At 71.6% G+C, this 16,285-nt stretch carries 12 protein-coding genes; 8 read left to right on the top strand and 4 right to left on the bottom strand.

What is annotated here, in order from left to right:
- Positions 1 to 355: 355 nt before the first annotated feature.
- From ACIRU3_RS33465 to ACIRU3_RS33450, 4 genes are all read left to right on the top strand, one after another.
- Entirely contained in the window at positions 356 to 1,144 is a 789-nt protein-coding gene (locus tag ACIRU3_RS33465) for an ABC transporter ATP-binding protein (protein ID WP_404064402.1), read from the top strand.
- Entirely contained in the window at positions 1,141 to 3,726 is a 2,586-nt protein-coding gene (locus ACIRU3_RS33460) for an ABC transporter permease (RefSeq protein ID WP_404064399.1), read from the top strand. The genes ACIRU3_RS33465 and ACIRU3_RS33460 overlap by 4 nt, the downstream gene beginning before the upstream one ends.
- A 340-nt stretch (positions 3,727 to 4,066) precedes the next feature.
- Positions 4,067 to 7,624 (top strand): transcription-repair coupling factor, encoded by a 3,558-nt coding sequence (mfd, locus tag ACIRU3_RS33455; RefSeq protein WP_404064396.1) that lies wholly within the window; start codon positions 4,067 to 4,069, stop codon positions 7,622 to 7,624.
- 72 nt (positions 7,625 to 7,696) lie between these two features.
- Entirely contained in the window at positions 7,697 to 8,053 is a 357-nt protein-coding gene (locus ACIRU3_RS33450; RefSeq protein ID WP_404064426.1) for a MerR family transcriptional regulator, read from the top strand.
- Positions 8,054 to 8,080: 27 nt separating this feature from the next.
- On the opposite strand, the gene ACIRU3_RS33445 is transcribed toward ACIRU3_RS33450, so the two are convergent.
- Both ACIRU3_RS33445 and ACIRU3_RS33440 read right to left on the bottom strand, forming a co-directional pair.
- Complete coding sequence (locus ACIRU3_RS33445; RefSeq protein WP_404064393.1) at positions 8,081 to 8,842, bottom strand: SDR family NAD(P)-dependent oxidoreductase; 762 nt, start codon at positions 8,840 to 8,842, stop codon at positions 8,081 to 8,083.
- A gap of 115 nt (positions 8,843 to 8,957) precedes the next feature.
- On the bottom strand, positions 8,958 to 9,551 hold the full coding sequence (locus tag ACIRU3_RS33440; RefSeq protein WP_404064390.1) for a TetR/AcrR family transcriptional regulator: 594 nt from the start codon (positions 9,549 to 9,551) through the stop codon (positions 8,958 to 8,960).
- A gap of 141 nt (positions 9,552 to 9,692) precedes the next feature.
- Here ACIRU3_RS33440 and ACIRU3_RS33435 point away from each other — a divergent pair, with 141 nt between their 5' ends.
- The 3 genes from ACIRU3_RS33435 to ACIRU3_RS33425 all read left to right on the top strand — a co-directional run bounded on the left by ACIRU3_RS33435 (position 9,693) and on the right by ACIRU3_RS33425 (position 12,464).
- Positions 9,693 to 10,607, top strand: a complete 915-nt coding sequence (locus ACIRU3_RS33435) for a hypothetical protein (protein WP_404064387.1) — start codon at positions 9,693 to 9,695, stop codon at positions 10,605 to 10,607.
- A 187-nt stretch (positions 10,608 to 10,794) separates the two neighbouring features.
- Positions 10,795 to 11,529 (top strand): HNH endonuclease family protein, encoded by a 735-nt coding sequence (locus ACIRU3_RS33430; RefSeq protein ID WP_404064384.1) that lies wholly within the window; start codon positions 10,795 to 10,797, stop codon positions 11,527 to 11,529.
- Between the two features lie 191 nt (positions 11,530 to 11,720).
- Positions 11,721 to 12,464 (top strand): N-acetyltransferase, encoded by a 744-nt coding sequence (locus tag ACIRU3_RS33425; RefSeq protein ID WP_404064382.1) that lies wholly within the window; start codon positions 11,721 to 11,723, stop codon positions 12,462 to 12,464.
- Between the two features lie 24 nt (positions 12,465 to 12,488).
- Here ACIRU3_RS33425 and ACIRU3_RS33420 read toward each other — a convergent pair whose 3' ends face one another.
- Together ACIRU3_RS33420 and ACIRU3_RS33415 are read right to left on the bottom strand one after the other, a co-directional pair.
- Positions 12,489 to 13,241: a hypothetical protein gene (locus tag ACIRU3_RS33420; protein WP_404064380.1), complete on the bottom strand. Its 753-nt coding sequence runs from the start codon at positions 13,239 to 13,241 to the stop codon at positions 12,489 to 12,491.
- 240 nt (positions 13,242 to 13,481) lie between these two features.
- On the bottom strand, positions 13,482 to 13,613 hold the full coding sequence (locus tag ACIRU3_RS33415) for a hypothetical protein (RefSeq protein WP_404064377.1): 132 nt from the start codon (positions 13,611 to 13,613) through the stop codon (positions 13,482 to 13,484).
- Positions 13,614 to 13,800: 187 nt separating this feature from the next.
- Here ACIRU3_RS33415 and ACIRU3_RS33410 point away from each other — a divergent pair, with 187 nt between their 5' ends.
- Positions 13,801 to 16,191 (top strand): N-6 DNA methylase, encoded by a 2,391-nt coding sequence (locus tag ACIRU3_RS33410; RefSeq protein ID WP_404064374.1) that lies wholly within the window; start codon positions 13,801 to 13,803, stop codon positions 16,189 to 16,191.
- Positions 16,192 to 16,285 lie beyond the last annotated feature (94 nt).

The following is a 16,285-nucleotide window of genomic DNA, read 5'->3' as shown; positions in this document are numbered from 1 at the left end:
GCGCCTGGCCACAGCCGACCGGCACTGGACCTCAAACCGTCCTCATCACAAGACCCCAACCCGCAAGCCCGTAACGCAACGGCATTGCCCCTAGGGGTCTCTCCGTACTACGGCCCGGGGAGGGTTCGTACCGCCGGAGGAGGAGACGGGCCCCCTGCCGTCCTTAACCTGGCTTTACGCCGCTGGGGGGCGGCCGACCGAACCGCCGGGGGTGGGGTTTACCCCCGCACAAGAGGGGGCTTCGCACCAGCGCGCGGCATGTCCGCCGCACGCGAGACTCGACGCGTACCCAGCACGGCGCACCGGAACACCGGGGCGCTGCCACCGACTTGTCGACCGACATAGGAGACATACCGTGACATCGGCTGTGACCATTCCCAGGCACGGGGGCACTGGAGGGCGTACGGCCGTTGCCGCGCGGGCGCGGCAGGTCGTCAAGGCGTACGGGTCCGGCGAGACCCGCGTCGTCGCCCTGGACCACGTCGACGTGGACATCGCACGCGGCCAGTTCACCGCGATCATGGGCCCCTCGGGGTCCGGCAAGTCCACCCTGATGCACTGCCTCGCCGGCCTCGACACGGTGACGAGCGGCCAGATCTACCTGGACGAGACCGAGATCACCGGCCTGAAGGACAAGAAGCTCACCCAGCTGCGCCGGGACCGGATCGGATTCATCTTCCAGGCGTTCAACCTGCTGCCGACGCTCAACGCGCTCGAGAACATCACGCTGCCCATGGACATCGCCGGCCGCAAGCCGGACAAGCCGTGGCTGGACCGGGTCGTGGAGACCGTGGGGCTCGCCGGACGGCTCAAGCACCGGCCCACCCAGCTCTCCGGCGGCCAGCAGCAGCGCGTCGCCGTGGCCCGTGCCCTCGCCGCCCGCCCGGAGATCATCTTCGGTGACGAGCCGACCGGAAACCTCGACTCGCGCGCGGGAGCGGAGGTTCTGGGCTTCCTGCGCCGCTCGGTGGACGAACTGGGCCAGACCATCGTGATGGTCACCCACGACCCGGTCGCCGCCTCGTACGCGGACCGCGTGCTCTACCTCGCCGACGGCAGGATCGTGGACGAGATGTACCAGCCGACGGCCGATCAGGTCCTGGACCGCATGAAGGACTTCGACGCCCGGGGGCGTACGTCATGACCGTCATGAAGACCTCGATGCGCAACTTCTTCGCGCACAAGGGCCGGATGGCGCTGTCGGCGATCGCCGTGCTGCTGTCGGTCGCCTTCGTCTGCGGCACCCTCGTGTTCACCGACACGATGAACACCACCTTCGACAAGCTCTTCCAGGCGACCGCCTCCGACGTGACGGTCAGCGCGAAGGGCTCCTCCGACACCGGCCAGACCACCTCCCGCACCGGCAAGCCGCCGGTCATGCCGGCCTCCGTGCTCGGCCAGGTCCGGCAGGCCGGGGGCGTCGCGAAGGCCGAGGGGACGGTGTTCTCCACCTCGGTCACCGTCGTCGACCACGACCTGGACAAGCTCTCGCCCAGCAGCGGCGCCCCGACCATCGTCGGCAGCTGGAACGGCAACGACGCCCGCACCATGAAGATCAGCTCCGGTACGGCGCCCAAGAGCGCCGGCCAGATCATGGTCGACGAGGACACCGCCGACAAACACCACCTCAAGCTCGGCGACGAGATCGGCGTGATCACCGCCGTCGGCACGCACCACGCGCGCGTGTCCGGCATCGCCACCTTCACCGTCACCAACCCCGGCGCGGCGATCTTCTACCTGGACACCAGGACCGCCCAGCAGACCCTGGTCGGCCGGACCGGCGTGTACACCAACGTCAACGTCACCGCCGCCAAGGGTGTCACCGACGCGCAGCTGAAGAAGAACGTGACCGCCGGACTCGGCCACGGCTACAAGGTGCAGACCGCCAAGGAGGTCGCCCGCGCCAACCAGAAGAGCGTCGAGAGCTTCCTGAACGTCATGAAGTACGCGATGCTCGGCTTCGCGGGGATCGCCTTCCTCGTCGGCATCTTCCTGATCATCAACACCTTCTCCATGCTGGTCGCCCAGCGCACCCGGGAGATCGGCCTGATGCGCGCCATCGGCTCCTCCCGCGGCCAGGTCAACCGGTCCGTGCTCGTCGAGGCGCTGTTGCTCGGCGTGATCGGCTCCGTGCTCGGCGTCGGCGCGGGTGTCGGCATCGCGGTCGGCCTGATGAAGCTCATGGGCACCATGGGCATGCATCTGTCCACGGACGACCTGACCGTCGCCTGGACCACCCCGGCCCTCGGCCTGCTCCTCGGTGTGGTCGTCACCGTCCTCTCCGCCTACCTGCCTGCCCGCCGCGCCGGCAAGGTCTCCCCGATGGCCGCGCTGCGCGAGGCCGGCGCCCCGGCCGATGCCAGGGCCGGGCTGGTACGGGCCCTGATCGGCCTGGTCCTCACCGGTGCCGGCGTCGCGAGCCTGTACGCCGCCGCCGACGCGGACAAGGCCAAGAGCGGCTCGGGGATGCTGGGCCTGGGCGTCGTGCTGACCCTGATCGGATTCGTCGTCATCGGCCCGCTGCTCGCGGGCGGCGTGGTCCGCGTCCTCGGCGCCGTCATGCTGCGGATCTTCGGCCCGGTCGGCCGGATGGCCGAGCGCAACGCGCTGCGCAACCCGCGCCGCACCGGTGCCACCGGCGCGGCCCTGATGATCGGTCTGGCCCTGGTGGCCTGCCTGTCGGTGGTCGGTTCCTCCATGGTCGCCTCCGCCACCGACCAGCTCGACAAGACGGTCGGCACGGACTTCATCATCGCGCCGGACAACCCGCAGAACGGCCTCATCACCACACAGGCGGTCAAGGCCGTCAAGGACACACCCGGCCTGGAGCGGGTCACCGAGTACAAGGTTCTCGACGCGGACCTGACCACCCCGGACGGACAGGTCTCCAAGAAGGAGACGATCAACGCGGCCGACCCGACCTACGCCAAGGACCTGCGCACCAAGACCGTCGCCGGCAGCCTCGCCGACGCCTACAGGCCCGACTCGATGTCCGTCTTCGACGGCTTCGCCAAGAAGCACGGCATCAAGCTCGGCTCCACGGTCGCGGTGGACTTCAGGGGCGGCACGACGGCCAAGCTGACGGTCCGCGCGATCACCAGCGACGACGTGGTCATCGACAAGGGTGCGATGTACGCCTCCATCGCCACCGCCGCCAAGTACATGCCCGCCGACAGGATGCCGCTCGACGATCTGGTCTTCGCCAGCGCCAAGGACGGACAGCAGGCGGCCGCCTACAAGGCCCTGAAGTCGGCGCTGCACCAGTACCCTGCGTACACCGTGCGCGACCAGACCGACTACAAGAAGGCACTCAAGGACCAGATCGGCCAGCTGCTGAACATGATCTACGGCCTGCTGGCACTCGCGATCATCGTCGCCGTCCTCGGCGTGGTGAACACCCTGGCCCTGTCGGTGGTCGAGCGGACCCGCGAGATCGGACTCATGCGGGCCATCGGCCTCTCCCGCCGCCAGCTGCGCCGCATGATCCGTCTGGAGTCCGTGGTCATCGCCCTCTTCGGCGCCCTGCTGGGCCTCGGCCTCGGCATGGGCTGGGGCGCGACCGCCCAGAAGCTCCTCGCCCTGGAGGGCCTGAAGGTCCTCGAGATCCCCTGGCCGACGATCATCGCCGTCTTCATCGGCTCGGCCTTCGTGGGCCTGTTCGCCGCCCTGATCCCGGCGTTCCGGGCGGGCCGGATGAACGTGCTCAACGCCATCGCGACGGACTAGGAACCGCCGCGACGGGCCAGGAACCGCGACGGACCAGAAACCGCGACGGACCAGGAGCCGCCGACAGGACCACCGCACACGGGGGTTGCGGGGGAAGACCCGGTGCCGGGAAGTCTTCAAAGACTTCCCGGCACCGGGTTTCTTGCCGCCCCGCCGAGCCCCGCTTCCCGCCCGACCGAGCCACGGGCACCCGCGCCGGCTCCGGCCACCGGGGGTTGTCCACAGGCTGTTGTCCACAGGTCCGGCACCGGCAGGCGCAGCGTCGTAGGCTGGAGATCCCCCGGCCCCCACACGAGTCGGGTTATTCGCGTTGCCCACACCCGGACGGAAAGCCTCCTCCATGAGCCTGCACGGTCTGCTCGACGCCGTAGTCAAGGACCCCGCCCTCGCGGAAGCGATCACGGCGGCCGCGGACGGCAACCGCATGCACGTCGACCTCGTCGGCCCGGCCGCCGCCCGCCCCTTCGCGGTCGCCGCCCTCGCCCGCGAGTCCGCCCGCCCGGTGCTCGCGGTGACGGCGACGGGCCGCGAGGCCGAGGACCTGGCGGCAGCCCTGCGCTCGCTGCTGCCCCCGGAGGGCGTCGTGGAGTACCCCTCCTGGGAGACCCTCCCGCACGAGCGCCTCAGCCCGCGCAGCGACACCGTCGGCCGCCGCCTCGCCGTCCTGCGCCGCCTCGCCCACCCCCGCCCCGACGACCCCGAGACCGGCCCGGTCTCCGTCGTCGTGGCGCCCGTACGCTCCGTGCTCCAGCCGCAGGTCAAGGGCCTCGGCGACCTGGAACCGGTGTCCCTGAGGACGGGCCGGACCGCCGACCTGAACGAGATCGTGGAAGCCCTCGCGGCCGCCGCCTACGCGCGCGTGGAGCTGGTCGAGAAGCGCGGCGAGTTCGCCGTGCGCGGCGGCATCCTGGACGTGTTCCCGCCCACCGAGGAACACCCCCTGCGCGTGGAGTTCTGGGGCGACGACGTCGAGGAGATCCGCTACTTCAAGGTCGCCGACCAGCGCTCTCTCGAAGTCGCCGGGCACGGCCTGTGGGCCCCGCCCTGCCGCGAACTGCTGCTGACGGAGGACGTCCGCACGCGCGCGCGTGCCCTCGCCGAACAGCACCCGGAGCTCGGCGAACTGCTCGGCAGGATCGCCGAGGGCATCGCGGTCGAGGGCATGGAGTCCCTGGCACCCGTCCTGGTGGACGACATGGAGCTGCTGATCGACGTCCTGCCCAAGGGCGCCATGGCCGTCGTGTGCGACCCGGAGCGGGTCCGCACACGTGCCGCCGACCTCGTCGCCACCTCCCAGGAGTTCCTGCAGGCCTCCTGGGCGGCCACCGCGGGCGGCGGCGAGGCCCCGATCGACGTCGGCGCGGCCTCGCTGCGGTCCATCGCCGACGTCCGCGGCCGCGCCCGCGAGCTGGACATGATGTGGTGGTCCGTCTCGCCCTTCGCCGCCGACGAGACGTTCACATCTGCCGCTGACGCGGCGGGGGACGCGGACACCCTCAAGCTCGGCATGCACGCCCCCGAGACCTACCGCGGCGACACCGCCAGGGCCCTCGCCGACACCAAGGGCTGGCTCGCCGACGGCTGGCGCACGGTCTTCGTCACCGAGGCCCACGGTCCGGCCGCCCGCACCGTCGAGGTGCTCGGCGGCGAGGGCATCGCCGCCCGCCTCGACGCCGACCTCGGCGAGCTGAGCCCCTCCCTGGTGCACGTCTCCTGCGGCTCGATCGACTACGGCTTCGTGGACCCGGCGCTCCGGCTCGCCGTCCTCACCGAAACCGACCTGTCCGGCCAGAAGGCCGCAGGCAAGGACGGCGCCCGCATGCCGGCCCGCCGCCGCAAGACCATCGACCCGCTCACCCTGGAACCGGGCGACTACATCGTCCACGAACAGCACGGCGTCGGCCGCTACATCGAGATGGTCCAGCGCACCGTGCAGGGCGCCACCCGCGAGTACCTCGTCGTGGAGTACGCCCCCGCCAAGCGCGGCCAGCCCGGCGACCGCCTCTACATCCCCACCGACCAGCTGGAGCAGATCACCAAGTACGTCGGCGGCGAGGCCCCCACCCTGCACCGCCTCGGCGGCGCGGACTGGACGAAGACCAAGGCACGCGCCAAGAAGGCGGTCAAGGAGATCGCCGCCGACCTGATCAAGCTCTACAGCGCCCGCATGGCCGCTCCCGGCCACGCCTTCGGCACCGACTCGCCCTGGCAGCGCGAGCTGGAGGACGCCTTCCCCTACGCCGAGACCCCCGACCAGCTCACCACCATCGCCGAAGTCAAGGAGGACATGGAGAAGTCGATCCCCATGGACCGCCTGATCTGCGGCGACGTCGGCTACGGCAAGACCGAGATCGCGGTCCGCGCCGCCTTCAAGGCCGTACAGGACGGCAAACAGGTCGCCGTCCTCGTCCCCACGACCCTGCTGGTCCAGCAGCACTTCGGCACGTTCTCCGAGCGGTACTCGCAGTTCCCGGTGAACGTGCGGGCGCTCTCCCGCTTCCAGACCGACACCGAGGCCAAGGCCGTCCTGGAGGGCCTCAACGAAGGAGCGGTCGACGTCGTCATCGGCACCCACCGCCTGTTCTCCTCGGAGACGAAGTTCAAGGACCTCGGTCTGGTCATCGTGGACGAGGAGCAGCGCTTCGGCGTCGAGCACAAGGAGCAGCTGAAGAAGCTCCGCGCCAACGTCGACGTGCTGACCATGTCCGCCACCCCGATCCCGCGCACCCTGGAGATGGCGGTCACCGGCATCCGCGAGATGTCCACGATCACCACCCCGCCCGAGGAACGGCACCCGGTGCTCACCTTCGTCGGGCCGTACGAGGAGAAGCAGATCGGCGCCGCCATCCGCCGCGAACTGCTGCGCGAGGGCCAGGTCTTCTACATCCACAACCGGGTCGAGTCCATCGACCGCGCGGCCGCCAGACTCCGCGAGATCGTCCCCGAGGCACGCATCGCCACCGCCCACGGCCAGATGTCCGAGGGCGCCCTGGAACAAGTCGTCGTGGACTTCTGGGAGAAGAAGTTCGACGTGCTCGTCTCCACCACGATCGTCGAGTCCGGCATCGACATCTCCAACGCCAACACCCTGATCGTGGAGCGCGGCGACACCTTCGGCCTGTCCCAGCTGCACCAGCTGCGCGGCCGCGTGGGACGAGGCCGGGAACGCGGCTACGCCTACTTCCTGTACCCGCCGGAGAAGCCCCTGACGGAGACCGCGCACGAGCGCCTCGCGACGATCGCCCAGCACACCGAGATGGGCGCGGGCATGTACGTGGCGATGAAGGACCTGGAGATCCGCGGCGCCGGAAACCTCCTCGGCGGCGAGCAGTCCGGGCACATCGCCGGCGTCGGCTTCGACCTGTACGTGCGCATGGTCGGCGAGGCCGTCGCCGACTACCGGCGGCAGCTGGAGACCGGCGGGATCGAGGAGGAGCCGCCGCTCGAGGTCAAGATCGAACTGCCCGTCGACGCCCACGTCCCGCACGACTACGCGCCCGGCGAGCGACTGCGCCTGCAGGCCTACCGGGCCATCGCCTCCGCCAACACCGAGGAGGACATCAAGGCCGTCCGCGAGGAACTCACCGACCGCTACGGCAAACTGCCCGAGCCGGTGGAGAACCTGCTGCTGGTGGCCGGGCTCAGGATGCTCGCGCGCGCGTGCGGCGTCGGCGAGATCGTCCTGCAGGGCACCAACATCCGCTTCGCGCCGGTGGAGTTGCGCGAGTCGCAGGAACTGCGGGTCAAGCGGCTGTACCCGGGCACGGTCATCAAACCCGCCGTGCACCAGGTGCTGGTCCCGCGCCCGAAGACCGCGAAGGTGGGCGGCAAGCCGCTCGTCGGCCGCGAACTCCTGGGCTGGGTCGGCGAGTTCCTCGCCTCGATCCTGGGCTCGTAACGGATCGTCCGGGATAGCAGAGGGTGGTAAGGGGTCGTGACGGGCGCGTACGTGGCGACGGGGGCGCGGGGCATGCGGATCGGTGAACTGGCGCAGGCGACCGGGGCGACACCGCGCGCCCTGCGCCACTACGAGCAGCAGGGGCTGATCACCTCCGAACGCACCGCCAACGGCTATCGCGCCTTCGCCCCCCGTACGGCCGTCCGCGTCCGCAACATCCGCCACCTGCTGGAGGCGGGCCTGACCCTGGACGACGTACGCACCTTCCTGCCCTGCCTGGACGGCGACGTCACCGCCACTCCCACCTCCACGAAGGGCCTGCGGATCGCCCGGGACCGACTGGCCGTCCTGGACGCACGGATAGCGGCACAGACAGCGGTCCGGGAGCGGCTGGCGGCGGCCCTGCGGGAGGCCGGCGAGACGGTCTGACCGCGGCTCGCCCGCGCGAACCCGCCGTCAGGAGACGACCGCCCCACCGTCCACCGGCAGCACCACACCGGTCACGAACGACGCCTGCGGAGAGGCCAGACGGGTGATGGCCCAGGCGACCTCCTCGGGCCGGCCGACCCGGCCGAGCGGGGTGTGGTCGAGCTGCCACTTGCGGATCGCGGCCCGCTGCCGCGGGGTGTACCCGCTGTGGTCGGCGATCGGTGTCTCGATCGCGCCCGGGGCCACGGCCACCACCCGGATCCCGTGCGGCGCCAGTTCGACCGCCCAGCTGCGGGTCAGCACCTCCAGGGCCGCCTTGCCCGCCGCGTACAGCGAGTTGCCCGGCCAGCCGCGCTGGCCGACGGAGGTCGTCACGTTCACCACCACACCCCGGCTCTCCTCCAGCGCCTCGAGCGCGGCCTGGGTGAGCAGGACGGGAGCGACGAGGTTCGTCTCCAGCAGCGGCCGCACGGAGGCGCGGGTGTAGGTGCGCAGGGACTCGCTGCTGACGACGGCCGCGTTGTGGACGAGCACATCGATCCGCCCGTACCGCTCCAGCGTGGCGCGCACGACGCTCCCGGGCCCGTCCTCGGTGGTGATGTCGGCCGGCAGCGGCGTGATCCCGGGGTGTCCACCGGCCGTCTCGGCAAGCGGCGCGGCCCGGCGGCCGACCGCCACGACCCGCGCGCCCTCTGCGGCGAACGCGCGCGCGGTGGCACGGCCGATACCGGTTCCGGCGCCGGTGACGAGGACGGTACGGGGGCCCTGGGGAGGAGTGGTTTCGCTCATACCGGGATCGTCGGACCCTGACACCGGCGTCAAGGTCAAGTCCCGCCGCGACCGGTTCTTTTCAGCGGTCCGCCGCGACCGGTTCTTTTCAGCGGTTCGACGCGACCGGTTCCCTTCAGCGGTCCGCCGAGTGGAACAGCATCGCCGTGATCGCGCGGAACATCTCCTCCGGGTCCCGGTCGCCGACCGGGCCGTCGAGGTTGTGGCCGAGGAGCAGCGTGGCGAAGCCGTGGGCCAGGGACCAGGCGGCGACCCCGGCGAGGCGTGAGTCGGCGCCGCGGTCCTCCGGCGCCACCGAGACGACGGCGGAGCGCAGCGCGTCCGCCGCCAGGGCGCGCGCGGTGGTGAGTTCGAGGTCGTCGGCGCGCAGCAGCCCCGGTGTGAACATCACCTGGAAGTGGGCGGGATGCTCGCGGGCGAAGCGGACGTAGCGCACCCCGGCCTCGCGCAGTTCGGGCGCGTCCCCGACGGCCTGCGCGAGCAGCCCGTACCCCTCGGCCGCGATCGCGGTGAGCAGCCCGGTGCGGTCCTTGAAGTGGTGCGCGGGCGCCGCGTGCGAGACCCCGGCCCGGCGCGCCAGGTCGCGCAGGCTCAGCGCGGAGGGGCCGTCGGCGGCGATGACGTCGAGCGCTGCGGTGAGTACGGCGCGCCGCAGGTCGCCGTGGTGGTACGGCCGCTCGGGTACGGGTGTGGACTTCGCGGGACTCATGCACAGCAGCGTACGCCGGATCTAGGCGTCGACAAGTTCCCAACATCTAGCCATTGACAAGTTCACCCCCTTCCGGCAATCTAGTCAGTGTCAAGTTCTGCCCGGTCGCGAATGGAACCGGACAACGGGGAGGAACACGCCATGCCCGAGCACACCGGCACGACCACCCAAGAAGAAGCCGCACACGAAGAGCCCATGGAACCGGCACGTGCACGCCGGCTCTGGCACCTGCTCGAACCCCTGCACGCACTGCTGTACTACGCACCGGAAGTGTTCGACGAAGCGGCAGCGCTCGGATACAGCACGGCCGAGCGCTGGCCCAGCTACTTCCCGCTGCGCGCCGCCCCGTTGGGTCCGGCCGGCACCCAACGCGTCGCCTCCGCCTTCTACAGCTTCAACCCCCGCATGGTCGCCGAACACATCGACACGGCCTGGACCACCGCCGACCCGCAACAGGTACTGGCAGCACGCCTGCGCGGCATCGACCGCACCTACCGCGCACTCCTCGGCGACCGCATCGACAGCCTCGAACTCGCCGAGGCCGCCGCCCTCGCCCGCCGCGCGGCCGAGGCGGCCGGCACCGCGGGCCGCCCGCTCGCCGCGGCCAACGCCGAACTGCCCTGGCCCGAAGCCCTACACCTCCAGCTCTGGCAGGCGGCCACCATCCTGCGCGAACACCGCGGCGACGGCCACATAGCAGCCCTGCTCCTCGCCGACCTCGACCCCGTCGAGTCCCTGGTGTCCTTCGCCGCGATAGGCGCGGCATCCGTCGAGCGCTTCGAAAGCCGTGGCTGGAGCAGTGACCAGTGGTCGGCCGCCCGCGCCCGCCTGGCGGCCCGGGGCCTGCTCGAGGCGGACGGTACGGCCACCGAGGCGGGCCGCGCCCTGCGCCGGGACGTGGAGGAACACACCGACCGCCTCGCCGTGGCCCCCTGGCAGGCCCTCGGTGGCGCTGCCGCCGACCGCCTCGCCGATCTCCTCGGCGACTACTGGGTCGCGGCCCTGTCCTCCGGACTGCTGCCCTCGGAATCCACCCTGGGTATAGGCAAGGTGTGAGCGGGCGCGCAGGCCGGCCCGCCGGGCTCCCCCTCCGGGGCGCCCCATGCCTCAAGTCGAGCCCCACTTGCCCTGAATCACCCCTTTAGGCCCCATCTGGCCTGCCGTGTACGCCAGTTACCGTGGGGGCAAGAACGATCCGCCCGCATCGCAGGCGCGGACCAGGGCGAGCAAGGGGGGACGCATCGTGACGCGTCTGAGGGGCGAGACGATCGCAGCGGTCACCGCCGTCGTCGTCATGACGGTGGCCGCGGCCGGCTGCACGGCCGAGCAGACCAAGGGGTCTTCGGGACCCGAAGGAACAGGGGGCGGGGGAGGGGGCGGGGCCCTGACCGCCGTCGACTCGCTGGCCGTCAAAGGCCGAGCCCCCAAAACCGGTTACTCCCGCACCAGGTTCGGCTCCGCCTGGGCCGACACCGACTCCAACTCCTGCGACACCCGTGACGACATGCTCAAGCGCGACCTGAAAGCGGTGAAGTTCACCGGCGGCACCTGCAAGGTCACCTACGGTCTGCTGGAGCCGGATCCCTACTCCGGCAAGGACATCACCTACCGGCGCGGCCGCAGCCAGGTCGACATCGACCACGTCGTCGCCCTCTCGGATGCCTGGCAGAAGGGCGCGAAGTACTGGGATCCCAGCAAGCGCATAGCGCTGGCCAACGATCCCCTCAATCTGCTCGCGGTCGACGCGAGCACCAACCGCGGCAAGGGTGACGGGGACACGGCCACCTGGGTCCCGCCCAACAAGGTCTACCGCTGCACCTACGTGGCCGCCCAGGTCGCCGTGAAGAAGAAGTACGGCCTGTGGGTCACCGCCGCCGAGAAGACCGCGATGAAGAAGGTCCTCGCCACCTGCCCGAACCAGAAACTCCCCACGGGCGGCAACCCGACGAAGGCCCCGGAGCGGTTCCGGGCGCGGTGAGCCGGGCCGAGGCCGGAACGGCGGGGCCAGGACCGACTGGGCCTCCGGTGCGGTCTCTCACCTCTGCGGTCCCGGTCCGTGATCCTTGTCCGCGGTCCCGGTCAGCCGTCTCCTCTGCGGTCTCCTCCGTCGACGCCGGCCCCCAACTGACCGGCTTCCGGGCCGGACTCGTACCGTCTACGGTGATCGGCATGGATGTGCAGGTGAGCAGCCTCGCCGAGCGGCCCGACCGGCTGCCGGCGGTGCTCGGGATGGCCGATACATGGCCCGAGTTCGTGACCAACGACCCCGTGGGCAACGCCCACTACGGCCGCATCCCCACCGAACTGCCGCAGTATGCGCTGTTCGCCGAGGACGAGCGGGGCGAGATCGTCGCCCACGCCTTCAGCGTCCCCTTCTCCATCGCCGCCGAGGGCCGGGGCACCCTGCCCGCGCGGGGCTGGGACCAGATCCTGCTGTGGGCGTTCGCCGACCTGCGCCGGGGCACCCGCCCCGACACGGTCAGCGCGATCTCCGTCGTCATCGCCCCGCACGCCCAGGGCCACGGACTGTCCGCCGTCATGCTCTCGGCGATGCGGGACAACGCCCGGTCCCTTGGCTTCGGCGAGGTCGTCGCCCCCGTCCGGCCCAACGCCAAGCACCGCGAACCGCACACCCCGATCACCGAGTACGCCCATCGGGTCCGCCCCGACGGCCTGCCGGAAGACCCGTGGCTGCGCGTCCACGCCCGAGCCGGCGCCACCATCGACTCGATCGCCCCGGCCTCCATGACCGTGGGCGCCTCGCTGGAGGAGTGGCGCCACTGGACCGGGCTGCCCTTCGACACCCCGGGGGACATCGAGGTGCCCGGCGCACTGGTCCCGGTCCGCTGCGAACCGGCGCGCGGGTACGCCGTCTACGTCGAACCCAACGTATGGATGCGGCACCCGCTGTGACCTCGCGCCGGGCCCGGCCCGGACTCAGCCGCCCAGCGCGTCCAGGTCGATGATCTTCCCGGCGGGCTTCTTCGCCGGGACCGGCCGCTCGTAGTCGGTGAACGTGATGTGCTGCGGCTCCTTGGCGCCGGAAATGCCGTCGACCTGAAGCAGATAGGGCTTGCCCTTGGTCGCCACGTACGCCGTGTAGGTGTCCTTGCCGTCCTTCTCACGCACGGTGATCGCCGGCGTGCCGTCGACGGTGCTGGTCTTGCCGCGGGTGGCATCCGAGTTGCCGTCGTCCACCCCGCCGAGCACCGAGTCCAGGTCGCAGAAGCTCGCGATGTCCTTGGCGTCCTGGCCCTTCACGGACATCTTGGTCCACTTTCCGGCCAGCATGGCCACGGCCGCGTCCGTGTCGGCCTTGGACTCGCCCTTGCTCTGGGCACGCAGGAACGCCTCGTCGTACTTCATGTAGACGGCGTCCCCGGTCCTGATCAGGTCGGCCCGGCCCTGGCCGTGCATGCTCATGGTGCCTGCACACTCGCCCTTCTTGTTGAGGGCCATGTCGATCGTGATGGTGCTGTGGGTCTCGTCGTCGGCGACGTCGCCCTTCATCCGCAGCGACGAGGCCCCCCTGGTGGCCTTGAGTGCCCGGTCGGCGATCTGCCCGCCGCTCAGCCCCGCGAACGGGCCCTTCGGCTTGCTGTCCGCCTTGTCCTGCCCCGGCAGACAGCCGGTGAGTCCCGCGGTGGCCGCGGCGGCGAGACAGAGGGCGGCGAGTGCGGTACGGCGCATGGCAGTTCCTTGTTGAGAGAAGTGAAGTGAGGTGAAAGGAGGAGCGTGGTGAGCGGAGTGACGCGGTGCGGCGGCGCCGGCAGTACGTGCCGTGATGCACCGCGGGTGCGGGTGCGGGTGCGGGTGCGGCCCGGGCGGGCCCGGCCTTGGACGCGGTGGATGCCGAGGCCGGCCGCCGGGGACGGGCCGCAGCGCTCGCGGCGCCCTTGTGGCGGCGGTCGAGGCGGTGCGACCGGTCGGTCAGACCGTCTTCGTCCAGCCGCTGCAGCCGGTCGTCTGGCCGTAGTCGCCGTAGCCGGCGTTCGCGGACGCGGTGCCGGTGACGACGACCCCGGCGGCGGCGCCGAGCGTGGCTTTGGCCGTTATGCCCATGGCGGGACCCCCTCCCTGACGGTGACCGCCCCCTCCGGCCGGTCGCCCGTTCGCTGGGTCAATAAGAGCAGAGCCTGTGAACCGAGTCAACACGGTTCATGTGGTTGGTTGTGTACACGAGCGTGAATGCTTGGATCTCGTGTACGTCGGTATGCTCGATGCACACAGGGACGAGGGGAGCGGGCCGGTGCAGGACAACGCGACAGAGGTGACCGCGGCCGGTATCGCCAGGCTCGCCGGAGTGGGCCGTGCCGCGGTGAGCAACTGGCGCCGCCGGCATGCCGACTTCCCCAAGCCGGTAGGCGGCACCGAGACCAGCCCGTCCTTCGCCCTGGCCGAGGTGGAGACCTGGCTGCGCAAGCAGGGCAAACTCGCCGAGGTCCCGCTGCGCGAACGCGTCTGGCAGCAGCTCGCCGGCCATCCCGAGGGACCGGTCACCGCGCTGGTGCACGCCGGCTGTGTCCTGCTGCTCATCCATGAACGCCCCACGGTCTGGCTCGATGCCGCCGCCGGTTCCGACGAGCGGCTGGCCGCGATGCTGCCCGGCGTGCTGGACCAGGTGCTCACCCCGCGCTTCGGCGCGGCGCACGGCTGCGGTGTTCACAGCGGCAGGGCGGCGGGTGCTGCTCCGGCTGTGAATAGCCCGCCATCTGTGAACACCGGTACGGCGGCTCACGGTGAGGCTCGCCCCGAGGCTTCCGGAGCTGTGAACGCCTCCCATCCGGTGCACACCCGCTCGGTGGCTCACGACGAGACCCGCCCCCACGCCCGGGGGGCTGTAAACACCCCACTTCCCGTGAACACCGAAACCCCGGCTCACAGTCGGCCCTCCCCTAAACCACCGCGTGCCGTGCACACCCCGGCCGCCGTGAACACCCCACCCACCGTGAACAGCCCGCAGGCTGCTCACAACACCCCCGCCCCCCAGGGCGCCCCCACCCCCCACGGCGCCCCCGCGATCCGCACCCCGACCGGCCCCCAACTCCTCCCCTCCGCCCCCCTCCTGCGCGGCGCCGCCGAGCTGGCCGCCGAGCTGGGGGCGCGGCAGACGTTCGAGTTCCTGCTGGGCAGGCACCTGGACGCCAACCCGCGCCAGTACACGCTCACCCCGGCCGAACTCGCCCGCCTGATGGCCGACCTCGCCGGTCCCGCCCGCACCGCCCTCGACCCGGCGTGCGGCACCGGCGCCCTGCTGCGCGCCGTGGACACCCGCCCCGACCAGGAGCTGTACGCCCAGGACAGCGCCCCCGACCTCGCCGCGCTGACGGCGCTGCGGCTCGCGCTCAGCGCCCGTGCCACCGTGCGCGGCGCCGTCGGCGACACCCTGCGCGCCGACGCCTACCCGGAGCTGCGCGCGGACGCCGTCCTCTGCCACCCGCCGTTCAACGAGCGCAACTGGGGTCACGACGAACTCGCCTACGACCCCCGGTGGGAGTACGGCTTTCCCGCGCGCACCGAGTCCGAGCTGGCCTGGGTGCAGCATGCGCTGGCCCGGCTCGCAGACGGCGGCACCGCCGTCCTGCTCATGCCGCCGGCCGCCGCCTCCCGGCGTTCCGGGCGCCGGATCCGCGCCGACCTGCTGCGCCGGGGCGCGCTGCGGGCCGTGGTCGCGCTGCCCGTCGGGGCCGCGCCGCCGTACAACATTCCGCTCCATCTGTGGGTGCTGCGCAGGCCGGAGCGGACACCCGCGGCGCCCGAGGTGCTGCTCGCCGACACCGGGCGGTTCGCCGGCGAGGCGCGTGGCGGCCCGGACTGGCAGGCGGTGCGGGACGCCGTCCTGGACGCCTGGCGTGTCTTCGACCGCGCGGGACGGCTGGAGGAGCGGCCGGGGCTGGCGCGTTCCGTGCCGGTCATCGAGCTGCTCGACGACGACGTGGACCTGGCCCCCGCCCGCCATCTGCCGCCCGCGGCAGCGGCCGACGGCGCGGAGCAGCTCGCGGCGGTGCGCGAGCGCCTCGGTGCGACCCTGCGGCTGACCGCCGGCCTCACCCCGCCGCCCGCCGGCCAGGTGCTGCCCGTGCGCTGGCCGCTCACCACCGTCGGGGAACTCGCGCGCGGGGGCGCGCTGATGCTGCGTACCGGTGGAAACGGCGGCCACGCGCGCGTGCCCGTTCTCACCGACCACGACGTGCTTGCGGGAACGGCACCCTCCGGGACGCTTCCGGAGAGCGAGGAGGAGGCCGTGCTGACCGAGCCGGGTGATGTCGTCGTACCGGTGGTCGGCGGTGGTTCGGTGGCGCGCGTGATCGACGATGCGACGGGGGGCGCCGCCCTGGGGCGCAGTCTCGTGCTTCTGCGCCCTGATCCCACGGCGCTCGACCCCTGGTTCCTCGCGGGCTTCCTGCGCGGCACGGCCAATCACCGGCAGGCCAGCAGTTACGCGTCCACGGCCACGCGGCTGGACGTGCGCCGCCTCCAGCTGCCGCGGCTTCCGCTCGACGAACAACGGCGCTACGGCGCGCGCTTCCGCGCGCTCGACGAGTTCGAGCGGGCCCTGCGCCACGCGAGCCGGCTCGGGGACCAGTTCGTGCGCGGGATGTACGACGGGCTCACGGACGGTACCGTCGCGCCTGATTGACCGCGGTGCCCGGACAACGGTTCGGTACAACCCGGACCGCTTGTCCGCGCCGGGCCATATGCTCGATGCGACCATCGCACGAGTGGTGTTGTCG

The sequence above is a fragment of the Streptomyces sp. NPDC101151 genome, assembly GCF_044768335.1.
Taxonomy (GTDB): domain Bacteria; phylum Actinomycetota; class Actinomycetes; order Streptomycetales; family Streptomycetaceae; genus Streptomyces.
The sequence above is the reverse complement of the archived record's forward strand: the minus strand, read 5'-3'. Positions and strand labels throughout refer to the sequence as shown.